We start from the raw sequence: 19,686 nt of genomic DNA on the forward strand, positions 1-19,686 counted from the left end.
CCCGCCCCCCCCCACCACCCACACCCCCCCCCCCCCCCACCCCCCCCCCCCCCCCCGCCCCGCCCGCCCGCGCGCCCCCCCCCCCCCCCCCCCCCCCCCCCCCCCCCCCCCACCGCGGCGTCAGGGGCGCGTCAGCGCTTCTTCCCCTTCGCGAACGGCTGCTCCGGGTAGACCGCGTCCACCTCGATCTCCACCAGCCAGCCGGCCACCGGCAGGGAGGCGACCTCCAGCGCCGAGCGCGACGGTCGTGCGAGGTTCTCGAACAGCGGCGCCGCGGGCGCGGCGGTGCCCATCGGCACGTCGACCGCCTCGTTCGTCTCCAGGTCGACGTTGGCGAAGTACTGCCGGTACGCGCGGTTCCAGCCGGCGAAGTCGGCGACCTCGGTCCCCTCCTCGTCGGCGAGGAAGACGCGCATGGTGACGACGTCGTCGAAGCCCAGGCCCTGCGCGGCGAGGTTCTCCCCGATCGCGGCCAAGGCGTTCAGGCCCTGGGCCTCGGTGAGCGTCACCCCCTCCGGCAGCGCACCGCCGAGGGCGGTGAGGTCCACGTACGCCTCCGGGGTGCCGGGCTCGGCGTCCGGGTTCGCCGCCGAGGGCCCGATGCCGCTGGACTTGTAGATCGCGGTGCCCGGGCCGATGCCGACGCCGTTCGCGATGAACGGGTTGGTGTCACCGACGGGCAGCGCCACCGCCACGGTCCCCGGGGCGGGGGTGGCGCTGCGACCGGCGGCGACACCGGCGCCGGCGCCCAGGCCGACGAGCAGCAGCGCGGCGGTGCCCACGGCCAGCGGCCGGCGGGACAGGTTCTTCTTCACTCGGGTTCCTCCGGTTCGGGGGGTCAACTGCTCATGACGCGCTGGTGCAGCGCGGTGACGGCGGCGCGGGCGGAGGTCATCGCGCCGTGCTGCCAGGCGATGGCGTGCGAGAGGTGGTCACCGGCGAAGTAGACGTTGCCCTGCGGCGCGAGCAGCGTCGCGTACTCCGGGCCGGTCTGGGACTCCCAGCCCACCCAGCCGCCCTCGCTGTACTTCGTGGCGCCCCACGACACGGTGAACGACGAGGCGATGTCCTTCCCGTAGGCGTCGCCGTGGATCTTCACCCCGTTCTCCACCGCGCGCCTGCGGCGCTGCGCGTGCGGCAGGGCCTGGTAGTCCAGGGCCGCCTGGCCGTAGTTGTAGTAGCCGACGACGACGCCGCGGTCGGTGTGGAAACCCGACGACGGGTACCAGACGTGCGCCAGGTCCAGGTCGGTGTTCGTGATGCCGCCGTAGATGCGCATGTCGTCCTCCCACCAGCGGCGGGAGTACTCCAGGCCGATCTTCCCGGTGGGCGAGCCCTTGGCGGCCTGCAGCGCCGTGGTGACGCCGGGGCCGAGGTTGTGCGGGATCCGCGCGGCGATGTGCGGCGGGATGGTGTTGACGACGAAGTCCGCGCTCGCGGTGCGCGGGACGCCACGGGCGTCGACGTAGTCGACCTCCCCGCCGCCGGGGGTGGTGCGGATCCCGGTGACCTCGGCGCCGTAGCGGATCTTCCCCGGGCCGACGGCCCTCTCCAGCGCGTACGCGATGCGGTCCATGCCCCCGACGGGCTGGAACATCATCATCGCCTGGTCCCAGCCGAACTCGAAGGTGAACTCGCGGCCGATGCCGCTGGCGATGACGTCGTGCAGAGCCGGTGCCGGGGAGACGGAACCGGCCTCCAGGCCGGCGCCGGGCTCGACGTCGAAGCCGCGCCGCCCGCTGCCGCCGAGGTACAGGTCCGCGGCGGCGGGGTCGCCGGTGGAGTTCCCCAGGTCGCCGAAGTCGCGCAGGAACTCGATGAGCGCCTCCTTGTCGGGAGCGGTCAGCTCGTCGTCCAGCGCACCGGCGTTCGTGGCCTTCGACAGCAGTTCCGAGACGTACCCGTACACGTCCGCCTTGGCGGCTCGGTGCTTCACGGCCTTGTTGGAGATCGCCGTGTCGCCGGTGTAGTACAGCAGCGCGTCGGCGTTCTGGTTCACGAACGGCTCGATCGCGACGCCCAGCTCGCGGCAGTAGTCCAGCGTCACGTGGTGCTGCGGGATGCGCGCCGGGCCGGCGTTCATGTACTGCCCCTCGGCGAACCGCACCCGCTGCGTCTCACCGTTCAGATCCGTCTCCGTATCACCGCCGCGGACCGTCCAGTTCCGGCCGCCGGGGCGGTGCCGGCCCTCCAGCAGGGTCACGCGGTACCCGGCCTTGCCGAGCTCGTACGCGGTGGTCAGACCGGCGATGCCGGCACCCAGCACGAGGACGGTACGGGCCGAGCGGCCGGTGAGGGCGAAGTCCGAGGCGCGCGGCGGGGTGAACGCGGCGTTCTCGGCGGCCGACGCCGCCGGCGCCAGGCCCAGGGCGCCCATGGCGCCGTACATGGCGCCGGCGCCGCCGGTGGCGCCGACACCACGGAGGAAGTTCCTGCGGGAAACGGGCACGGTTCTCCTCGGGAGGACACAGGGGGATCACCCACGGTGAGGGGGACACGTGAACTCTGGCGGTGCCGTGTTTCGGCCAGATCACGCGATCATCAACACTGCGTGACGTGATCACCCCGAAGCGCAGGCCGCCGGGTCCTCACCGTCCGTGTCGGGATCCTTGCGCCCGCGCTGTGCAGGGGTATTGGATGGCGTCGTCCGCGGTCCCACCCCCCGCCTGGAGCACGCATGCCGCACCGTCGCCGCACCTCCCTCCTCGCGCTCGTCGGCCTGACCGCCGGGGTCGCCGTCGCCGGGCCCGCGGGCCCCGCCGCCGCCGCCCCCACCACCGAGAAGGTCCCCCTGGCCGTCGGCACCGGTGGCGCCGTCGCCACCGTCGACCCCGACGCCACCCGCATCGGCCTCGAGGTGCTCGCCGACGGTGGCAACGCCGCCGACGCGGCCGTGGCCGCCGCCGCGGCGCTCGGCGTCACCGAGCCCTACTCCGCCGGCGTCGGCGGCGGCGGGTTCTTCGTCTACTACGACGCCGAGACCGGCGAGGTCTCCACCATCGACGGCCGCGAGACCGCCCCGATGGCCATGGGCGCCACCGCCTTCCTCGACGAGGACGGCGCCCCCCTGCCCTTCGCCGACGCCGTCACCAGCGGCCTGTCCGTGGGCACTCCCGGAACCCCCCGGACCTGGGAACGGGCGCTGGAGGAGTTCGGCACCAAGTCGCTGCGCGACGTGCTCGCCGGGCCCACCGCCCTGGCCCGCGACGGGTTCACCGTCGACGAGACGTTCCGGCAGCAGACCGCCGAGAACGAGGAGCGGTTCCGGACGTTCCCCGCGACGGCGGAACTGTTCCTGCCCGGCGGGGAACTGCCCGAGGTGGGGTCGGTGTTCCGCAACCCCGACCTCGCCCGCACCTACCGGCAGCTCGGTACGCGGGGCGTGGACTCCTTCTACGACGGCCGGCTCGCGGACGAGATCGCCGCCACCGCGCAGGACCCGCGCGAGGCCGAGGGCGTTCCGGAGGTCCACGACGGCCTGCTCACCGCGGAGGACCTCGCCGCCTACGACGCCCCGCTGCGCGAGGCGACGAAGGTGGAGTACCGCGGTCTGGAGGTGTACGGAATGGCACCTCCCTCCAGCGGCGGCACCACCGTCGGTGAGGCCCTGAACATCCTCGACCAGTACCCGCTGGCCTCGATGCCGCAGGCCGACCGGCTGCACCACTACCTCGAGGCCGGTGCGCTCGCCTTCGCCGACCGCAACGCCTACGTCGGCGACCCCGCCTACAACCAGGTGCCCGTCGACGAACTGCTCTCTGAGGGTTTCGCGTCCGAGCGCGCCTGCGAGATCGACCCCACCGCCGCGGCGCCCAAGCCCGTCCCGGCCGGGGTTCCGGACGGCGAGTACGCCCCGTGCGCGGCCACCGACGGGGCCACCGTGCCGGACACCGCGGCGGGGGTCTCCACCACGCACCTGACCGTCGCCGACGCCGAGGGCAACATCGCCAGCTACACGCTGACCATCGAGCAGACCGGCGGCAGCGGCATCACCGTCCCCGGCCGCGGTTTCCTGCTCAACAACGAGCTCACCGACTTCACGTTCGCACCCGCCGACCTCACGAAGCCCGAACCCAACCTGCCCGCCCCCGGCAAGCGCCCGCGCAGCAGCATGGCCCCCACCGTCGTGCTGAACGACGGCGAGCCCCTCATGGCCCTCGGCTCCCCCGGCGGCAGCACCATCATCACGACCGTCCTGCAGACCCTCGTGAACCGGATCGACGGGAACGTGCAGCTCGACCAGGCCATCGCCGCGCCACGGGCCACGCCCCGCAACACGGCGACCGTGACCGCCGAGCCGGCGTTCATCGAGGCGCACGGGGCGGAGCTCACCGCGCTCGGCCACGCGTTCGGCGAGACCGCGGAGATCGGCGCCGCCACGGCCGTGGAGTTCCTGCCCACCCCCGCCGGCCGCACCCCGCTGATGCTCGCCGCGGCCGAGACCACCCGGCGCGGCGGCGGCAGCGCGGGCGTCGTGGACGACGTGTACGCCACCCGGGGGACGAAGGTCGCGCCCGACCTGGCACCGTCCCTGATCGACTGACCGGCCGGCCCCGGGGCGCCGGGCAACACCGCCCCGGGGCCCGCGCCGCGCACGCTCAGCGCGCGGCGAGCTCCTCGAACCCCACGCCCGTCCACTCCACCGACCGCGCCCACAACCAGGCGGCGTCCGAGGTGTCGTACGCCGCCGCGGACGCCCGCTCCAGAGCCGGGAAACCCTTCCAGCCGCCGAACCCGTCCGGGCCGAAGTACTCCCCACCCGTCGCGGCCGGCTCGCCCGCCGCGCGCAGCAGCGGCCACGCCCCCTGCGCCGGGGGGTGCCCCACCAGGCGGCCCAGCGCCCTGCCCAGCGCACCGCCCACGCGGCTGTCCGCCGCCAGGGGCGTCGCCTTCCACAGGTTCGTGTCGGAGATCCCCGGGTGGGCGATCGTCGAGACCAGCGGCGCCCCCGCCGCCGTGGCGCGCCGCTGCAGCTCCAGCCCGAACAGCAGGTTCGACAGCTTCGACTGCCCGTACGCGTGCCAGCGCGAGTACGAGCGCTCGCTGAGGTAGTTCTCGCGGTCCAGCGGCCCGAACCGGTGCGCGACGCTCGCCACGCTGACGACCCGTGCACCCTCACCGGCGAGCAGCAGCGGCAGCAGCAGCCCCGTCAGGGCGAAGTGGCCCAGGTGGTTCGTGCCGACCTGCAGCTCGAAGCCGTCCGCGGTGCGGGCGAACGGCGGCGCCATGACCCCGGCGTTGTTCACCAGCACGTCCACGCTCGCGCAACTGCCGGCGACCTGCGCGGCGGCCCGGCGCACGCTCGCCAGGTCCGCCACGTCCAGCGCCACCAGCTCCGCGGACGCCTGCACGCCCGAGTCGGCGACGTCCGCGCGCAACCGCTCCAGCGCGGCCTCGCCGCGGCCGGTGTCCCGGCAGGCCAGCAGCACGCGCGCGCCGCGGCGCGCGAACTCGGCGGCCACGTGGAACCCCAGGCCGGAGTTCGCACCCGTCACCAGGACGGTGCGACCGTCCTGGCGCCCCAGCGCGTCCGGCGTCCAGACCGCCACCGGGCGCCCGCTCACGCCGGCTGGTACGGGGAGACGACGACCTCGACGCGCTGGAACTCCTTCAGGTCGGAGTAGCCCGTCGTCGCCATCGAGCGGCGCAGCGCACCGACGAGGTTCGTGGTGCCGTCGGCCACCCGGCCCGGCCCCTCCAGGATCTCCGCCAGCGACCCGACCGTGCCCACGTGCACGCGCTCACCGCGCGGCAGCACCGAGTGGTGCGCCTCCGAGCCCCAGTGCCAGCCGCGCCCCGGGGCCTCCTCCGCGCGCGCCAGCGCCGCGCCGAGCATCACCGCGTCCGCGCCGCACGCCACCGCCTTGACGATGTCGCCGGAGGTGCCCACGCCGCCGTCGGCGATGACGTGCACGTACCGGCCGCCGGACTCGTCCATGTAGTCGCGGCGGGCGGCCGCCACGTCCGCGACCGCGCTGGCCATCGGCGCGTGGATGCCCAGGGTGCGGCGCGTGGTGTGGGCCGCACCACCGCCGAAGCCGACCAGGACGCCGGCCGCACCGGTGCGCATCAGGTGCAGCGAGGCCGTGTACGTGGCCGCGCCACCCACCACGACCGGCACGTCCAGCTCGTAGATGAAGCGCTTGAGGTTCAGCGGCTCGCTGCGGCCCGAGACGTGCTCGGCGGAGACGGTGGTGCCGCGGATGACGAACAGGTCCACGCCGGCGTCGACGACGACCTTCCAGAACTCCTGGGTGCGCTGCGGCGACAGGGCACCGGCGACCGTGACGCCCTCGGCGCGCACCTGGGCCAGCCGCGCGGTGATCAGCTCGGCCTTGATCGGCTCGGCGTAGATCTCCTGCATGCGGCGGACCGCCACGGCCGGGTCCAGCGCGGAGATCTCCGCCAGCAGCGGCTCGGGGTCCTCGTAGCGGGTCCACAGGCCCTCGAGGTCCAGCACGCCCAGGCCGCCCAGCCGCCCCAGGGCCACGGCCGTCGCCGGCGAGGCCACCGAGTCCATCGGGGCGCTCAGCACCGGCAGGGAGAAGTGGTACGCGTCGATCTGCCAGGCGGTGGACACGTCCTCCGGGTCGCGGGTGCGGCGGCTGGGGACGATCGCCACGTCGTCGAAGCTGTAGGCGCGACGCCCCCGCTTGCCGCGGCCGATCTCGATCTCGTGCACCCGCACAGGCTACCGGCTGCGCGGCGCCCCTCCCCCGCGCTCAGCGACCGCGGGAGTAGTTGGGCGCCTCGACCGTCATCTGGATGTCGTGCGGGTGCGACTCGCGCAACCCCGCCGGGGTGATCCGCACGAACCGGCCCACGCGCTGCAGGTCCGGCACCGTGCGGGCGCCGGCGTAGAACATCGACTGGCGCAGACCGCCGACCAGCTGGTGCGCCACCGCCGCCAGCGGGCCGCGGTAGGGCACCTGCCCCTCCACGCCCTCCGGCACGAAGCGGTCGTCGGAGGCGACGTCGTTCTGGAAGTAGCGGTCCTTGGAGAAGGAGCGGGCGCCGGAGCGGGTCTGCTGCGCACCCAGCGACCCCATCCCGCGGTAGCTCTTGAACTGCTTGCCGTTGATGAAGACCAGGTCGCCGGGGCTCTCCTCGCAGCCGGCCAGCAGCGAGCCCAGCATCACCGTGTCCGCACCCGCCACGATCGCCTTGGCGATGTCGCCGGAGTAGGCCAGGCCGCCGTCGCCGATGACCGGCACGCCCGCCGGGCGCGCGGCCTTGGACGCCTCGTGGATGGCCGTGACCTGCGGCACGCCCACGCCCGAGACGACGCGGGTGGTGCAGATCGAGCCCGGCCCCACCCCCACCTTGATGCCGTCCACGCCGGCGTCCACCAGCGCCTGCGCGGCGGCGCGCGTGGCCACGTTGCCGCCGACGACGTCGACGTGCGCGGCCGCGCTGTCGGCCTTCAGGCGGGAGATCATCTCCAGCACCGCCCGCGAGTGACCGTGGGCCATGTCCACCACGAGCACGTCGACGCCCGCCTCGACGAGCTGCATGCCGCGCTTCCAGGCGTCCTCGAAGATGCCGATCGCCGCGGCCACCCGCAGCCGGCCGTCCTCGTCCTTCGTCGCCAGCGGGTACTGCTCGTTCTTGACGTAGTCCTTCACCGTGATCAGGCCGGTGAGGCGGTCGCGCTCGTCGACGATCGGCAGCTTCTCGATCTTGTGCTGGCGCAGCAGCTGCTCGGCGTCGGCGGCGCTGATGCCGACCGGGGCCGTCACCAGCGGCATCGGGGTCATGACCTCGTGGACCGGGCGGGAGAAGTCCGTCTCGAAGCGCAGGTCGCGGTTGGTGACGATGCCCACGAGGGTGCCGTCGGCGTCCACGACCGGCACGCCGGAGATGCGGTAGCGCCCGCACAGCTCGTCGACGTCCGCCAGCGTCGCCCCCGGCGACGTCGTGACCGGCCGGGTCACCATGCCCGACTCCGAGCGCTTGACGATGTCGACCTGGTTGGCCTGCTCGTCGGCGGACAGGTTGCGGTGCAGCACGCCCAGGCCGCCCTGGCGGGCCATCGCGATCGCCATCCGGGACTCGGTGACGGTGTCCATCGCCGAGCTGAGCAGCGGCACGCGCAGCGTGATCCGCTTCGACACCCGGCTGGAGGTGTCCGCCTCGGAGGGGACGACGTCCGACTCGCCGGGCAGCAGCAGGACGTCGTCGTAGGTCAGCCCGACGAACCCGAAGGGGTCGTGACCGGGTTCGTGGGGAGCGGAGAGGGGGGCCGGGGCACCAGCGGGGGTGTGCGCGCTCACCCCCACGATGCTACGGCTCCCTCAGCCCTGCTCCGACGGCTGCGCGGGCACCTGGGCGGAGTCCTCGGCCGGGTCCGCGGGCGACGGCTCGGGCGGCGGCAGGGGCGACGGCGACGGCACCGGCTCGGTCACCGGCTCCACCTCGGGCGACGGCACCGGCTCGGGCACCGGCTCCACCTCGGACGCCGGCGCCGGCGAGGCGACGGGCGACGAGGGCGGGACGGGCGGCACGAGACCGACGGGGTCGGTGGGGTCGGCAGCACCCGCGTCCCGGCCCCCGTCGGCCGCACCCTCGTCGGCCGCGGTCTGCTCCGGGTCGCCCGTCGGCTCCCCCGCGGTGGTGTCCGGGGAGGACGGCGCGGCCGGGCCGGACGGCGCGTCCGTGCCCACGGGCTCGGTGGGCGTCCCGCCGCCGGGCTCCCCGGTCGGCACCGGCTCACCCGGGTCCGACGGCTGCACGGGCGTGTCCGTGGGCACGGCCGGGTCGCTCGGGGACGACGGACCGGCTGCCGGGCCCCCGGGCGCGGTGGGAACGCCCGGGGAGCCCCCGGACGACCCGCCCGTCGAGGGTGCCGGGGCGCTGGGCGCCGGTGTGCCCGGGCTCGTCGAGGGGCGCGGGGCGGTGGTGCCGCCGGGAGCCTGCGTCCCCCCCTGCGCGGGGGTCGTCGGGGTCGCGGGCGTCGTCGGGCTCGCGGGCGTCGTCGGGATCGCGGGCGTCGTCGGGGTCGCGGGGGTGCTCGGGGTCGCCGACGGCGTCGAGCCGGCCGGGGGCGCCATCGGCGCCACCCAGCGCGGGGAGGCCTCCACCGAGGGGGTCGAGGCGTCGACGAGGCCGGGGAGCGTGCGGGGGTCCGGGGACGTGGTCGGCACCGGGGCGGCCACGCCCTCCTGAGCGGCGGCCTGCCGGCGCAGCTCCTCCAGCTCCTCCAGGGTGCCCCGCACCGTGCGCACCAGCGGCGATTCGCCCTGGGCGGCGCTCAGGCTCGCCAGGACGCGGTCGACGCGCTCGACCGCCTCCTCGTGCTCGCCGGAGGACGCGGCGGCGCGGGCCTGTTCCAGCTGCTCCTCCACGCGCTGCTCGACCGTGCCCCCGAACACCTCCCAGACCCTGTCGGGCCACCACGCGGGCCCGCTGGCGAAGGCCGGGCTGGACACCTCGCCGGCGGACCCGGGGGCCGTGCCGCCGCTCGTCGCGGCCGCCGCGGCGGTGCCGCCCAGCAGGGCCAGGACAGCGCAGGCGGCGGCGGTGCCGCGCCCCAGGCGCTCCAGGGTCCGCCGTCGCGCCAGCAGCACGCGCGGCGCCGGGACCGCCGGGGAGGCACCTCCCGCTCCCCCGCCCGCTCGTCCCGCGGGCACCGGCAGCTCCAGCGGGCGCGCGCCCGCGGTCAGCGGGTCGGCGTGCAGGGCGTAGGCGTCCAGCAGCCGCGCGACGGTGTCGTCCAGGTCTGCGCCGGTGGCGCGGTGGGAACCCAGGCGGTCCAGCAGCGCGTCCGTGGCGAGCAGGGCCGGGACGGTCGGCAGCTCCTCGGGGCCGCCCCGCAGGTGCCCGCGGCCCTCGCCGCTCACGACGTCACCCGCAGCGAGCCGTCGGCGAGCGCGGTCTTGCGCAGCTTCTGCACCGCCCGGTGCTGGGCCACGCGCACCGCACCGGCCGTCATGTCCAGGGCGCGACCGGTCTCCTCCGCGGACATCCCCGCCCCCACGCGCAGCGTGAGGATCTCGCGCAGCTTGGGCGGCAGGGTGTCCAGCAGGCGACCGACGGTCTCGGCGTCGAACGCGTCCAGGGCCAGCTGCTCGGGGCCCGGCCCGGCGGCGGCCGAGTCCGGGACCTCGTCGGTGGGCACGGGAGCCCGGTACGCGGCCCGCTGCGCGTCGGCGACCTTGTTGGCCGCGATGCGGTACACGAACGCCTCGAACGGGCGCCCGGTGTCCTTGTAGCGGGGCAGTGCCGTCAGCACGGCGATGCAGACCTCCTGTGCCGCGTCCTCGGCGGCGTGATCAGCCCCGGGCATGCGCCCGAGCCTGGCCCGGCAGTAGCGGTGGACGAGGCGGCGAACCGCTGCCAGGAGGTCGGCGACGGCGCCCTGCTCCCCCGACAGGGCGCGCGCCGCCAGTTCCTGGAGCCCCCCGGCATCCACCCTGCTCATCGCCGCGGGAGCCCCGGCCGTTACACCACCGCCGTCGGCGCGCACCCCGGGGCCGCGCACCCCCGGGTCGTCGCCGTCGAGGACCGCGGGGCCCGTGCGCACCTCCACGGGGTCGGGGGCGACGGCGGCCGCGGGGACAGCCCCGGGACCGGCGCGCCGTGCGGCGTCCGTCCCGGCCGGTCCGCCGGCCTCCTCGCCCCCAGGGCCCACGTGCCTACCGTACGAGACCCCAGCGGAATCCCACAGCCACCGCCTGCGCGCGGTCCGCGGCCTCGAGCTTGCGGAACAGCCGGCGGGCGTGCGTCTTGACGGTGTCCTCCGACAGGAACAGCTCCCGGCCGATCTCGGCGTTGCTGCGGCCGCGGCTCATGCCGACCAGGACCTGGCCCTCGCGCTCGGTCAGCACCGGCGCGCGGCCGGACAGCACCGTGCGGGTGCGGCCACCGCCGCGGCGGCGCGAGACGTCCTGCAGCGCCTGCAGCACCGCGGTGGCCAGCTCCTCGCGGGAGACGTCCTTGACGACGTAGCCGCGAGCGCCGGAGGCCACGGCCCGGGCGACCCCGTCGCCGTCCTCGGCCATCGTGGCCATGAGGACGTTCGCCTCCGGGTGGCGGGCGAGCAGGCGGCGGGCCGCCTCCACGCCCCCGATGCCGGGCATGCGCACGTCCATGATGACGAGAGAGGGCCGCTCGACGGGCCAGCGCGTCAGCGCCTCCTCACCGGAGGCGGCACCCACGACGCGAGTCACACCCGGGACCGCGGCGACCATGCGCCGCATCGCCTCCCGGGCCAGCGGGAGGTCATCGCAGACCAGGACCGTAGCCACCACTTGCCTCTTCCCTGTACGGGTGGGACGGGCCCTTCCGTGGACCCGTGGGACCCGCGTCGAGCGAGCCTCGGGAAAGGCATCGGCACACGGCCGCGCGGACCTGAGGACCCGCGCGCGCAGGCCCGCACGGGGGCGGGACCCCGGGTCCCGGCTGCGCGGTCCTCAGGCGTGCACTGCGCGCACGCACCGGCGCACGGCGTCGGCCAGCGAGGTGGCGCGCTCGCACCCGGGCACCTCCGCCGGCCAGCCCGGCCCGCTGAGCACCACCAGCGGCGCCGGCCGCACGGCCAGCAGCGCACCGAGGGCGGCGACGTCGGCGGGCCCGCGCACCCGCTGGGCGTGCAGGAGGACCGCGGGGGGGCGCGTGCGCCGCACCGCCGCGGCGAGCACCCGCACCGGCACGCCGTCGCCGACGGAGCGGGCCCCCGCGCCCGCCTCGGCCAGCGCGGCGGCCGCGGCCAGCAGCAGGGGCCCGCGCGGGGCCGGGTCGGCACCGGCGAGCACGACGGCGCGCTCACCGGCGCGCGTGGGCAGCACGGCCAGGGCCCGGGCCACGGCCTCGTGCAGCGCGGCGTCGTCGGTGGCGAGCGCCGGGCCCAGGACGGCGTCCCAGGCGGACGCGGCGCCGCGGTTGCGGACCTCCTCGGCGAAGCGGTCCGCCAGGCTCTGCACCGCCCAGTCCTGCAGCTCCCCGCGGTTGCGCGGGGTCCCGGCGGCCTCGTCGTCGGCGCCCTCGTCGAGGTCGTCGTCGAGGGCGTCCTCCTCGCCGGCGGGGCCCGCGAGGCGCCCGGCGCCCGGCGCGCCCGCCCGGTCCCGGACGGCCCCGGGGGAACCCTCGCGCGCCGCCGGCAGGCCGGCGAGGGGGTCCGGCGCGGCGCTGCCGGCCGCGTCCTCGGGTCCGGCGATGGCGGCGGCGTCGGTGACGGCGGCCTCGATGACGGCCGCGGGGATGGTGGAGACGCTGGCGAGGGCGAAGCCGCCGTCGGCCACGGCGGTGGTCGCGGCGATGGCGGCGGCCTCGGCGGGTGCGACGCCCTCGAGGGTGAGCCGGCGCATGACGACGAGGCGGGCCAGGTCGGTGGAGGAGTAGCGGCGGTGGGCACCGGCGGTGTGCTCGGAGGGCCCGAGCCCGTAGCGGCGGTCCCACGTGCGCAGCGTCGCGGGGGCGACCCCGAGCCGGCGCGCGACGGCGGCGACGGTGAGGGTCATGCGCGGGGCCGGCGGTGCGGTGGACCCCTGGGGCGACGAGGACACCCCCGGATCCTCCCGCGAGCGCGCCGGTGCCGCCACTCACCCGGCGGGACGCCGCGAGGCCGTGCACCTCCTCGGCGGGAAAGTTGTTCAACGTTGTTCACCGCAGGTCAGGGCGCGTGCGGCCGCCACCCCGGAAGTTGTTCACAGGGATGTTCACCGGTTGTGCACAGTGCAGTCACCCGCTGGCGCACCGGGGCGGGCCGATGTGTCGCAGGTCACTTGCACTACTTCTGAACAACTCTTCACCAGGGCCTTGAACAACTTCTGACGCGGTTGTAGCGTCCTACCTCGTCAGCAAGATCCACCGCCCCGCGGTGGCCCCCGCACCCTCCCCCTAGGAGCGCACCATGGCCGAGATCTCCCGCCTCCCCGGACCCGTCGCCGACATCTGGGAGTGGCAGCTCATCGGCTCCTGCCGGGACGCCGACCCGGACCTGTTCTTCCACCCCGAGGGCGAGCGCGGCCCCGCCCGCCGCAACCGCGACGCGGCGGCGCAGGCCGTCTGCGGCGGCTGCCCCGTCATCGAGGAGTGCCGCAAGCACGCCCTGAAGGTGCGCGAGCCCTACGGCGTGTGGGGCGGCCTGACCGAGGACGACCGCGAGGCCATCTACGCCACCGAGCGCCGCCGCAGCCTGCGCATCGCCAGCTGACCCCGGCCGGCGGGCGGGGGCCCGCCGGCGTCGGACGGCGCACCCGCGCACGGTGTGGTGCGGTGCGCGGCGCGCCACGACGACCAGCACGAGCACGACGAGGAACCGCTCCCCGCGGCACCGGCGGGGACGCGAAGAGGCCCGGCCCCCTGGGGGACCGGGCCTCTCGTCGTGCGGAGGGGTCAGTGGCCGTGACCGTGACCGGCGGCCGCCGGCTCCTCCTCCTTCTTGTCCACCACCAGGGTGTCGGTGGTCAGGACCATCGAGGCGATCGACGCGGCGTTGACCAGCGCCGAGCGGGTCACCTTCACCGGGTCGATGACACCGGCGGCCAGCAGGTCCACGTACTCGCCGGTGGCGGCGTTCAGGCCGTGGCCCACCTGCAGGTCGCGGACCTTCTCGACCACGACGTAGCCCTCGTGACCGGCGTTCTCGGCGATCCAGCGCAGCGGCTCGGTGGCGGCGCGGTGCACCAGCTTCACACCGGTGGCCTCGTCGCCCTCCAGGCCCAGCCCGCCCTCGAGGACCTTCACCGCGTGGGTCAGGGCGCTGCCGCCGCCGGCGACGATGCCCTCCTCGATCGCGGCGCGCGTCGCGGAGACGGCGTCCTCGATGCGGTGCTTCTTCTCCTTGAGCTCCACCTCGGTGTGCGCGCCGACCTTGATGACGACCACGCCGCCGGCCAGCTTCGCGAGGCGCTCCTGGAGCTTCTCGCGGTCCCAGTCGGAGTCGGTGCGCTCGATCTCGGCCTTGATCTGCGCCACGCGGCCCGCGACCTCGTCAGACGCGCCGGCGCCCTCGACGATCGTGGTGTCGTCCTTGGTGACGACGATGCGGCGGGCGGTGCCCAGCACGTCCAGGTCGACCTGGTCGAGCTTGAGGCCGACCTCCTCGGCGACGACCTGGCCGCCGGTGAGGGTGGCGATGTCGCCCAGGATGGCCTTGCGGCGGTCGCCGAAGCCGGGGGCCTTCACCGCGACGGCGTTGAAGGTGCCGCGGATCTTGTTGACCACCAAGGTGGACAGGGCCTCGCCGTCGACGTCCTCGGCGATGATCAGCAGCGGCTTGGAGGTCTTCAGGACCTTCTCCAGCAGCGGCAGCAGCTCGGTGACCGTGGAGATCTTGCCCTGGTGCACGAGGACGTACGCGTCCTCCAGCACCGCCTCCTGGCGCTCGGCGTCGGTCACGAAGTAGGGCGAGATGTAGCCCTTGTCGAACTGCATGCCCTCGGTGAAGTCCAGCTCCAGCGCGGTCGTGGAGGACTCCTCGACCGTGATGACGCCGTCCTTGCCGACCTTGTCGAAGGCGTCGGCGAGCAGGTCGCCGACGGCCGGGTCCTGCGCGGAGATCGTGGCGACGTGGGCGATGTCGCCCTTGCCGTCGACGTCGCGGGCGAGCTTGAGCAGCTCGTCGCCCACGGCCTCGACGGCCGCGTCGATGCCGCGCTTGAGGGCGGAGGGGGCCGCGCCGGCCGCCACGTTGCGCAGGCCCTCGTGGACCATCGCCTGCGCCAGGACGGTCGCGGTGGTGGTGCCGTCACCGGCGACGTCGTTCGTCTTGGTGGCGACCTCCTTGGCGAGCTGCGCGCCGAGGTTCTCGTACGGGTCCTCGAGCTCGACCTCGCGGGCGATGGTGACGCCGTCGTTCGTGATCGTCGGCGCACCCCACTTCTTGTCGATGACGACGTTGCGGCCGCGGGGCCCCAGGGTCACCTTGACGGCGTTGGCGAGGGCGTCCACGCCGCGCTCCAGGGAGCGGCGGGCGTCCTCGTTGAACGAGAGCTGCTTGGCCATGTGCGTGTTCCTTCCAGATCTTTGGCGGCAACGGCGAACGCCCCGGGCGCCCGGTGTCGACGGGCGCCCGGGGCGTCAGGACCTGCTGCTGCTTACTTGGCGACCTTGGCGAGGACGTCGCGCGCCGAGAGGATCAGCAGCTCGTCGCCGCCGTACTTCACCTCGGTGCCGCCGTACTTGGAGTAGATGACCTTGTCGCCGACGGAGACGTCGACCGGGACGCGGTTGCCGTTGTCGTCGACGCGACCCGGACCCACGGCCAGGACCTCGCCCTCCTGGGGCTTCTCCTTGGCGGTGTCCGGGATGACCAGACCGGAAGCGGTCGTCTGCTCCGCGTCGAGCGGCTTGACGACGATGCGGTCCTCGAGCGGAGTGATGGAGACCGACACTGAGCGGCCCTCCCCTTCTGCGTACTCGGTACGGATCTGGCGTACTGGTGGGTCGGCTGCGAGGGTGGTGCCCGCCCGTCGTCGCGGGTGCCGGGCGGCACCGTCTCGCGTGCTGGCACTCCCTTCGGGGGAGTGCCACCGACGCTGCGTCAGAAGTTAGCACTCCCACTGCCCGAGTGCCAGGGACGGCCCCCGTCCGTGCGACCGGGCGAGGAGGGTGCTGGCACAGTCGGGCGGGTGGACCCCGCCGACGTCGCCGCGCTGACCTCCCCCGACGGGCGCGCGCTGCTGGACCTGATCGCCGCCGCCGGGCCGGCCGACCCGCTGGTGCTGGGGCAGCGGCTGCGCCGCGAGGGGCACGAGCCCGCGCTGGTGGCCCTGGCCATGACGCAGGCGCGGCTGCGCGAGCGCGCCGCCGCCAAGCTCGGCCCCCGGGCGCACGGGCTGCTGCTCACCGCCGCCGGGGTGGAGCAGGCCACCCGCGCCGTCGTGGCCGCCGAGCACGCCCGCCGCTTCGCCGGCGCCGGGGTGCGGCGGGTGGCCGACCTCGGCTGCGGCATCGGCGCCGACGCCCTCGCCCTGGCCGACGCGGGCCTGGCCGTGCTCGCCGTGGACGCCGACCCCGGCACCGCCGCGGTGGCCGCGGCCAACCTCGCCGGGCGCGCACAGGTCCGCTGCGCCGACGTCACGGCCGGGGTCGTCGACGAGCTGGGCCCGGGCGACGGCGCCTGGTTCGACCCGGCCCGGCGCACCGCCGGCGGACGGCGGCTGTTCGACCCCGAGGCCACCTCCCCGCCGCTGTCCTTCGTGCTGGCCACCGCCGCGCGGGTGCCGGCCACCGGCGCCAAGCTCGCCCCCGGACTGCCGCACGAGCTGGTGCCCGCCGGCGCGGAGGCGCGCTGGACGTCCGTGGACGGCGACGTGGTGGAGGCGGCGCTGTGGTGCGGGCCCCTGGCCCGGCCGGGCGTGGCGCGCAGCGCCCTGGTGCTGCGCGGCGGCGAGCGCTTCGAGCTGGACGACGCCGACAACCCCGTCCCCGACGTCGGCGCCGTCGGCACCCACCTGCACGAGCCCGACGGCGCCGTCGTCCGCGCCGGCCTGGTCGGCGCGGTCGCGCGGCTGCTCGGCGGGCGCCTGGTGGACGACACCATCGCCTACGTCACCACCGACGCCCCGGCGAGCACGCCGTTCGCGCGCTCCTACGCGGTGCTCGACGTGCTGCCCTTCGGGCTGAAGCCGCTGCGCCGGTACCTGCGCGAGCGCGACGTCGGCCCGCTGACGGTGAAGAAGCGCGGTACCGCCGTCGACCCGGACGTCCTGCGCCGCCAGCTCGCCCTGAAGGGCTCGGCCCCGGCCACGGTCGTGCTGACGCGCGTGGCCGGCAGGCAGTCCGTGCTCGTGGTGGAACCGGTGGGCTGAGGGTTCACACCCGCGTGCGCATCACCAGGGCGTCGACCCCGCCGGGCTGGTAGTACCGCGCCCGGCGGGCGATCTGCTCGAAGCCCTCGCTGCGGTACAGCGCCTGCGCGGGCTCGTTGTCGGCGCGCACCTCCAGCAGCACGTGCGTGGCGCCGCCGGCGCGCGCCGCCGCCAGCAGCTCGCGCAGCAGCGCCCGGCCCAGGCCCCGGCCCTGCGCGCCGCGCGCCACGCCGATCGTCTGCACGTCGGCGTCGGCGCCGGAGACCACGAGCCCGGCGTAGCCGATCACCTCCTCGCCCTCCAGGGCGACGAGGTAGGTGCGGCCCGGGGCCGCCAGCTCGCCCCAGAACGTCTCCACCGACCAGGCGGTGGGCCCGAACAGGTCGGCCTCCAGGCGCTGCACGTCCGCCACGTGCCACCAGCGCATCGGCGCCCGCACCACCCCCGGGGTGAGCACGGCCGTCACAGGAGCACGTACCCCAGCCACGCCAGCGCGAAGCCGACGACGCCGATGATCGTCTCCATCACGGTCCAGGTGCGCAGCGTCGTGGGCACGTCCATGCCGAGGAAGCGCCCCACCAGCCAGAAGCCGGAGTCGTTGACGTGGCTCAGAGCGGTCGCGCCGGCGGCGATGGCGATGACGACGAAGCACAGGTCCAGCGACGACAGGCCCGCGTTCTGCACGGCCGGGGCGATGAGGCCGGCCGTCGTGGTCAGCGCCACGGTGGCCGAGCCCTGCGCGACGCGCAGGCCCAGCGAGATGATGAACGCGGCCAGGATCACCGACAGGCCGGCGGCCTCGAGGGTGTCCGCCAGGGCACCGCCGATGCCGCTGGTGCGCAGCACGTAGCCGAACATGCCGCCGGCGCCGGTGATGAGGATGATCGCGCAGACCGGGCCGAGGGCGCCGTTGGCGAGGTCCTCCACGGCGCCCCTGCTGAACCGGCCGCGTCCCAGGACGACCATCGCCACCAGGACGGCGATGAGCAGCGCGATCGGCGTCTGCCCGATCAGGCGCAGCGTCTGCACCCAGCCGGCGTCGCCGTCGAGGCTGCCCGCGGTGGCCAGCGTGTTCAGGCCGGTGTTGAGGAAGATCAGCACCAGCGGCAGCAGCAGGATGCCCAGCACGGTGCCGAACGAGGGCGGCGGGCCGGGCAGGCCCTCGTCCTCGCCGACGGCGGGCTCACCGGCGCGGCCGTCGCCGACCGCGCCCGCGGCGCTGCCGCTGCCGGCGCCGGTGGAGGAGTCGCGGTTGGTGCCGTGGTCGGTGCCGCCGGCGTTCACCGCGACGCGACCGGCCCACTCGGCCGGCAGCGGCACGTCGATCCGCTTGGCCGCCCACAGGCCGAACAGGTAGCTGGAGACGAACCAGGTGGGGATCGCCAGGACGAACCCGACGATGATGAGCAGGCCGATGTTGGTGCTCAGGCCCAGCAGTTCCGCCGCGGCCACCGGCCCGGGGTGCGGCGGCACGAACGCGTGCATGATCGCGAAGGCGCCGGCCGCGGGCAGCGCGTAGCGCAGCACCGAGCCGCCGAAGCGCCGGGCGACCGAGAAGATGATCGGCAGGAAGACGACGAACCCGGCGTCGAAGAAGATCGGGAAGCCGAAGACGAGCGAGGCGACGCCCAGGGCCAGCGGGGCGCGCTTCTCCCCGAACCGGGCGATGAGGGTGTCGGCGAGCACCTTCGCGCCGCCGGTCACCTCCAGCAGGCGGCCGATGATGACGCCGAACCCCACGAGCAGCGCGACGCTGGCCAGCGTGCCGCCGAACCCGGTCAGCAGGGTGTCGACGACGTCGCGGACGGGGATCCCGGTCGCCACCGCGGTCAGCACGCTGACGAGCACGAGCGCGGGGAAGGCGTGCAGCTTGAACTTGATGATGAGCAGCAGGAGCACGGCCACGGCGGCGGCCGCGATGAGCAGCAGGGTGCCGGTGCCGTAGGCGGGTTCGACGACGTCGGTGGCGAGCATGTGGCCTCCGGGGACGGGTGGACGACGGTGTCCTGCGGGCGGTGCCTGGCTCAGACGGTGCCACCGGGGATCCGGCGGCGATCAAACCCTCCCACTCCCGCCGGGCGTGTCAACCGCTGGCGATCACCGGCGCGCCGCCCGGCGGGTTCAGGCGGTGACGCGCTTGCGGGCCCCCGGCTCGGTGGCGTCCGGGCGGCGCAGGTACAGCGGCTCGGCCGGCAGCAGCCCCGGCCCGCCGCGCCCGGCGAGCGCGTCCACGGCCACCTGCGCGAGGAACCCCGCGTCGACGTCCGCGAGCGGGCCGGCCGGGCCGAGCGCGTCGGGGTACAGGGCGGCACCGCGCCCCACCACGGTCAGCCCGTCGCGCGGCACCGCCGAGGGCGCCGCCACGTCCGGGCCGGCAAGGCGCACCGCGCGGCCGTCCTCGCCGCGGTAGCGGGCCGTGTGGACCTCGCGCCGGCGCGCGTCGGTGGCGACGAGGAACTCCCCGGGCCCGGCCAGCCCCTGCGCGAGGGCCTGCGCGGCCAGCGCGTCCAGCGAGCACACCCCGTGCAGCGCCGCGCCCCACGCCAGCGCCAGGGTGCGCGCGGTGACCAGCCCCACCCGCAGGCCCGTGAACGGGCCGGGCCCCACCCCGACCGCGACGTCGGTGACCTCGCCGCGCTCGCGGCCGGCGGCGTCCAGCGCCTCGGCGATCGTCGGGACGAGCACCTCGTTGTGGTGGCGGGCGTCACCGGCGCGGCGGGCGTCCAGCACGCGGGTGCCGTCGTGCAGCGCCACGGCGACCCCGTCGGTGGCGGTGTCCAGGGCGAGCAGCAGCACGCCCGGCAGCTTAGAGCGACCGGCAGTAGGCACGTCACTTGAGCCGGCGGGTGGTGGGGCGCCCGGGCCAGCGGTAGCGGTCACGGGCCTCGTTGATGAGGCGTCGTAGGACGGTGAGGGCGGCGGCGAGGTGGGT

17 protein-coding genes and 1 pseudogene are annotated in these 19,686 nt (G+C 75.5%); 3 read left to right on the forward strand and 15 right to left on the reverse strand.

From position 1 onward, the window contains the following. Positions 1 to 131: 131 nt before the first annotated feature. Both ACRYR9_RS16115 and ACRYR9_RS16120 read right to left on the reverse strand, forming a co-directional pair. Entirely contained in the window at positions 132 to 815 is a 684-nt protein-coding gene (locus ACRYR9_RS16115) for a Rid family hydrolase (RefSeq protein WP_432497729.1), read from the reverse strand. 23 nt (positions 816 to 838) lie between these two features. Further along, positions 839 to 2,449 (reverse strand): flavin monoamine oxidase family protein, encoded by a 1,611-nt coding sequence (locus ACRYR9_RS16120; RefSeq protein ID WP_432497731.1) that lies wholly within the window; start codon positions 2,447 to 2,449, stop codon positions 839 to 841. Between the two features lie 228 nt (positions 2,450 to 2,677). Between ACRYR9_RS16120 and ggt the strand changes: the two genes are divergently transcribed. Continuing rightward, the gene (gene ggt, locus ACRYR9_RS16125; RefSeq protein WP_432497733.1) at positions 2,678 to 4,543 is read left to right on the forward strand and encodes a gamma-glutamyltransferase; all 1,866 of its coding nucleotides are present in this window, start codon (positions 2,678 to 2,680) and stop codon (positions 4,541 to 4,543) included. A 55-nt stretch (positions 4,544 to 4,598) separates the two neighbouring features. Here the strand turns inward: ggt and ACRYR9_RS16130 are convergent, their stop codons facing one another. From ACRYR9_RS16130 to ACRYR9_RS16160, 7 genes are all read right to left on the reverse strand, one after another. Beyond that, positions 4,599 to 5,564, reverse strand: coding sequence for an oxidoreductase (locus ACRYR9_RS16130; RefSeq protein WP_432497736.1), 966 nt, complete (start codon positions 5,562 to 5,564; stop codon positions 4,599 to 4,601). Beyond that, positions 5,561 to 6,682 carry a GuaB3 family IMP dehydrogenase-related protein gene (locus ACRYR9_RS16135; protein ID WP_432497738.1) on the reverse strand — a complete coding sequence of 374 codons (1,122 nt, stop codon included), beginning with the start codon at positions 6,680 to 6,682 and terminating at the stop codon, positions 5,561 to 5,563. The genes ACRYR9_RS16130 and ACRYR9_RS16135 overlap by 4 nt, the downstream gene beginning before the upstream one ends. Before the next feature lie 40 nt (positions 6,683 to 6,722). Continuing rightward, positions 6,723 to 8,273: an IMP dehydrogenase gene (gene guaB / locus ACRYR9_RS16140; RefSeq protein WP_432497741.1), complete on the reverse strand. Its 1,551-nt coding sequence runs from the start codon at positions 8,271 to 8,273 to the stop codon at positions 6,723 to 6,725. 21 nt (positions 8,274 to 8,294) lie between these two features. Beyond that, the gene (locus ACRYR9_RS16145; protein WP_432497743.1) at positions 8,295 to 9,839 is read right to left on the reverse strand and encodes a hypothetical protein; all 1,545 of its coding nucleotides are present in this window, start codon (positions 9,837 to 9,839) and stop codon (positions 8,295 to 8,297) included. Then, entirely contained in the window at positions 9,836 to 10,420 is a 585-nt protein-coding gene (shbA, locus tag ACRYR9_RS16150; protein WP_432497759.1) for an RNA polymerase sigma factor ShbA, read from the reverse strand. The genes ACRYR9_RS16145 and shbA overlap by 4 nt, the downstream gene beginning before the upstream one ends. A 214-nt stretch (positions 10,421 to 10,634) precedes the next feature. After that, positions 10,635 to 11,246 (reverse strand): response regulator transcription factor, encoded by a 612-nt coding sequence (locus ACRYR9_RS16155; RefSeq protein ID WP_432493995.1) that lies wholly within the window; start codon positions 11,244 to 11,246, stop codon positions 10,635 to 10,637. 165 nt (positions 11,247 to 11,411) lie between these two features. Continuing rightward, a complete protein-coding gene (locus ACRYR9_RS16160; protein WP_432497761.1) occupies positions 11,412 to 12,458 on the reverse strand; it encodes a MerR family transcriptional regulator in 1,047 nt (348 codons plus the stop codon). A gap of 392 nt (positions 12,459 to 12,850) precedes the next feature. Here ACRYR9_RS16160 and ACRYR9_RS16165 point away from each other — a divergent pair, with 392 nt between their 5' ends. Further along, positions 12,851 to 13,153 carry a WhiB family transcriptional regulator gene (locus ACRYR9_RS16165; RefSeq protein ID WP_432497746.1) on the forward strand — a complete coding sequence of 101 codons (303 nt, stop codon included), beginning with the start codon at positions 12,851 to 12,853 and terminating at the stop codon, positions 13,151 to 13,153. 182 nt (positions 13,154 to 13,335) lie between these two features. On the opposite strand, the gene groL is transcribed toward ACRYR9_RS16165, so the two are convergent. Beyond that, positions 13,336 to 14,946: a chaperonin GroEL gene (gene groL / locus ACRYR9_RS16170; RefSeq protein WP_432497749.1), complete on the reverse strand. Its 1,611-nt coding sequence runs from the start codon at positions 14,944 to 14,946 to the stop codon at positions 13,336 to 13,338. 92 nt (positions 14,947 to 15,038) lie between these two features. After that, positions 15,039 to 15,335, reverse strand: coding sequence for a co-chaperone GroES (groES, locus tag ACRYR9_RS16175; RefSeq protein WP_166615173.1), 297 nt, complete (start codon positions 15,333 to 15,335; stop codon positions 15,039 to 15,041). Positions 15,336 to 15,572: 237 nt separating this feature from the next. Here groES and ACRYR9_RS16180 point away from each other — a divergent pair, with 237 nt between their 5' ends. Beyond that, positions 15,573 to 16,754, forward strand: a complete 1,182-nt coding sequence (locus ACRYR9_RS16180) for a THUMP-like domain-containing protein (protein ID WP_432497751.1) — start codon at positions 15,573 to 15,575, stop codon at positions 16,752 to 16,754. A 4-nt stretch (positions 16,755 to 16,758) separates the two neighbouring features. Here ACRYR9_RS16180 and rimI read toward each other — a convergent pair whose 3' ends face one another. The 4 genes and pseudogenes from rimI to ACRYR9_RS16200 form a co-directional block, all read right to left on the reverse strand. Further along, the gene (gene rimI / locus ACRYR9_RS16185; RefSeq protein ID WP_432497753.1) at positions 16,759 to 17,220 is read right to left on the reverse strand and encodes a ribosomal protein S18-alanine N-acetyltransferase; all 462 of its coding nucleotides are present in this window, start codon (positions 17,218 to 17,220) and stop codon (positions 16,759 to 16,761) included. Further along, positions 17,217 to 18,728, reverse strand: coding sequence for a GntP family permease (locus ACRYR9_RS16190; RefSeq protein WP_432497755.1), 1,512 nt, complete (start codon positions 18,726 to 18,728; stop codon positions 17,217 to 17,219). Before ACRYR9_RS16190 ends, rimI begins: the two co-directional genes overlap by 4 nt. Before the next feature lie 147 nt (positions 18,729 to 18,875). Continuing rightward, positions 18,876 to 19,550, reverse strand: a complete 675-nt coding sequence (gene tsaB / locus ACRYR9_RS16195) for a tRNA (adenosine(37)-N6)-threonylcarbamoyltransferase complex dimerization subunit type 1 TsaB (RefSeq protein ID WP_432497757.1) — start codon at positions 19,548 to 19,550, stop codon at positions 18,876 to 18,878. 34 nt (positions 19,551 to 19,584) lie between these two features. Further along, a pseudogene (locus ACRYR9_RS16200) lies at positions 19,585 to 19,686 on the reverse strand (IS5/IS1182 family transposase); the annotation flags it as partial.

This window comes from Kineococcus auxinigenes (genome assembly GCF_050871525.1).
Taxonomy (GTDB): Bacteria; Actinomycetota; Actinomycetes; order Actinomycetales; family Kineococcaceae; genus Kineococcus.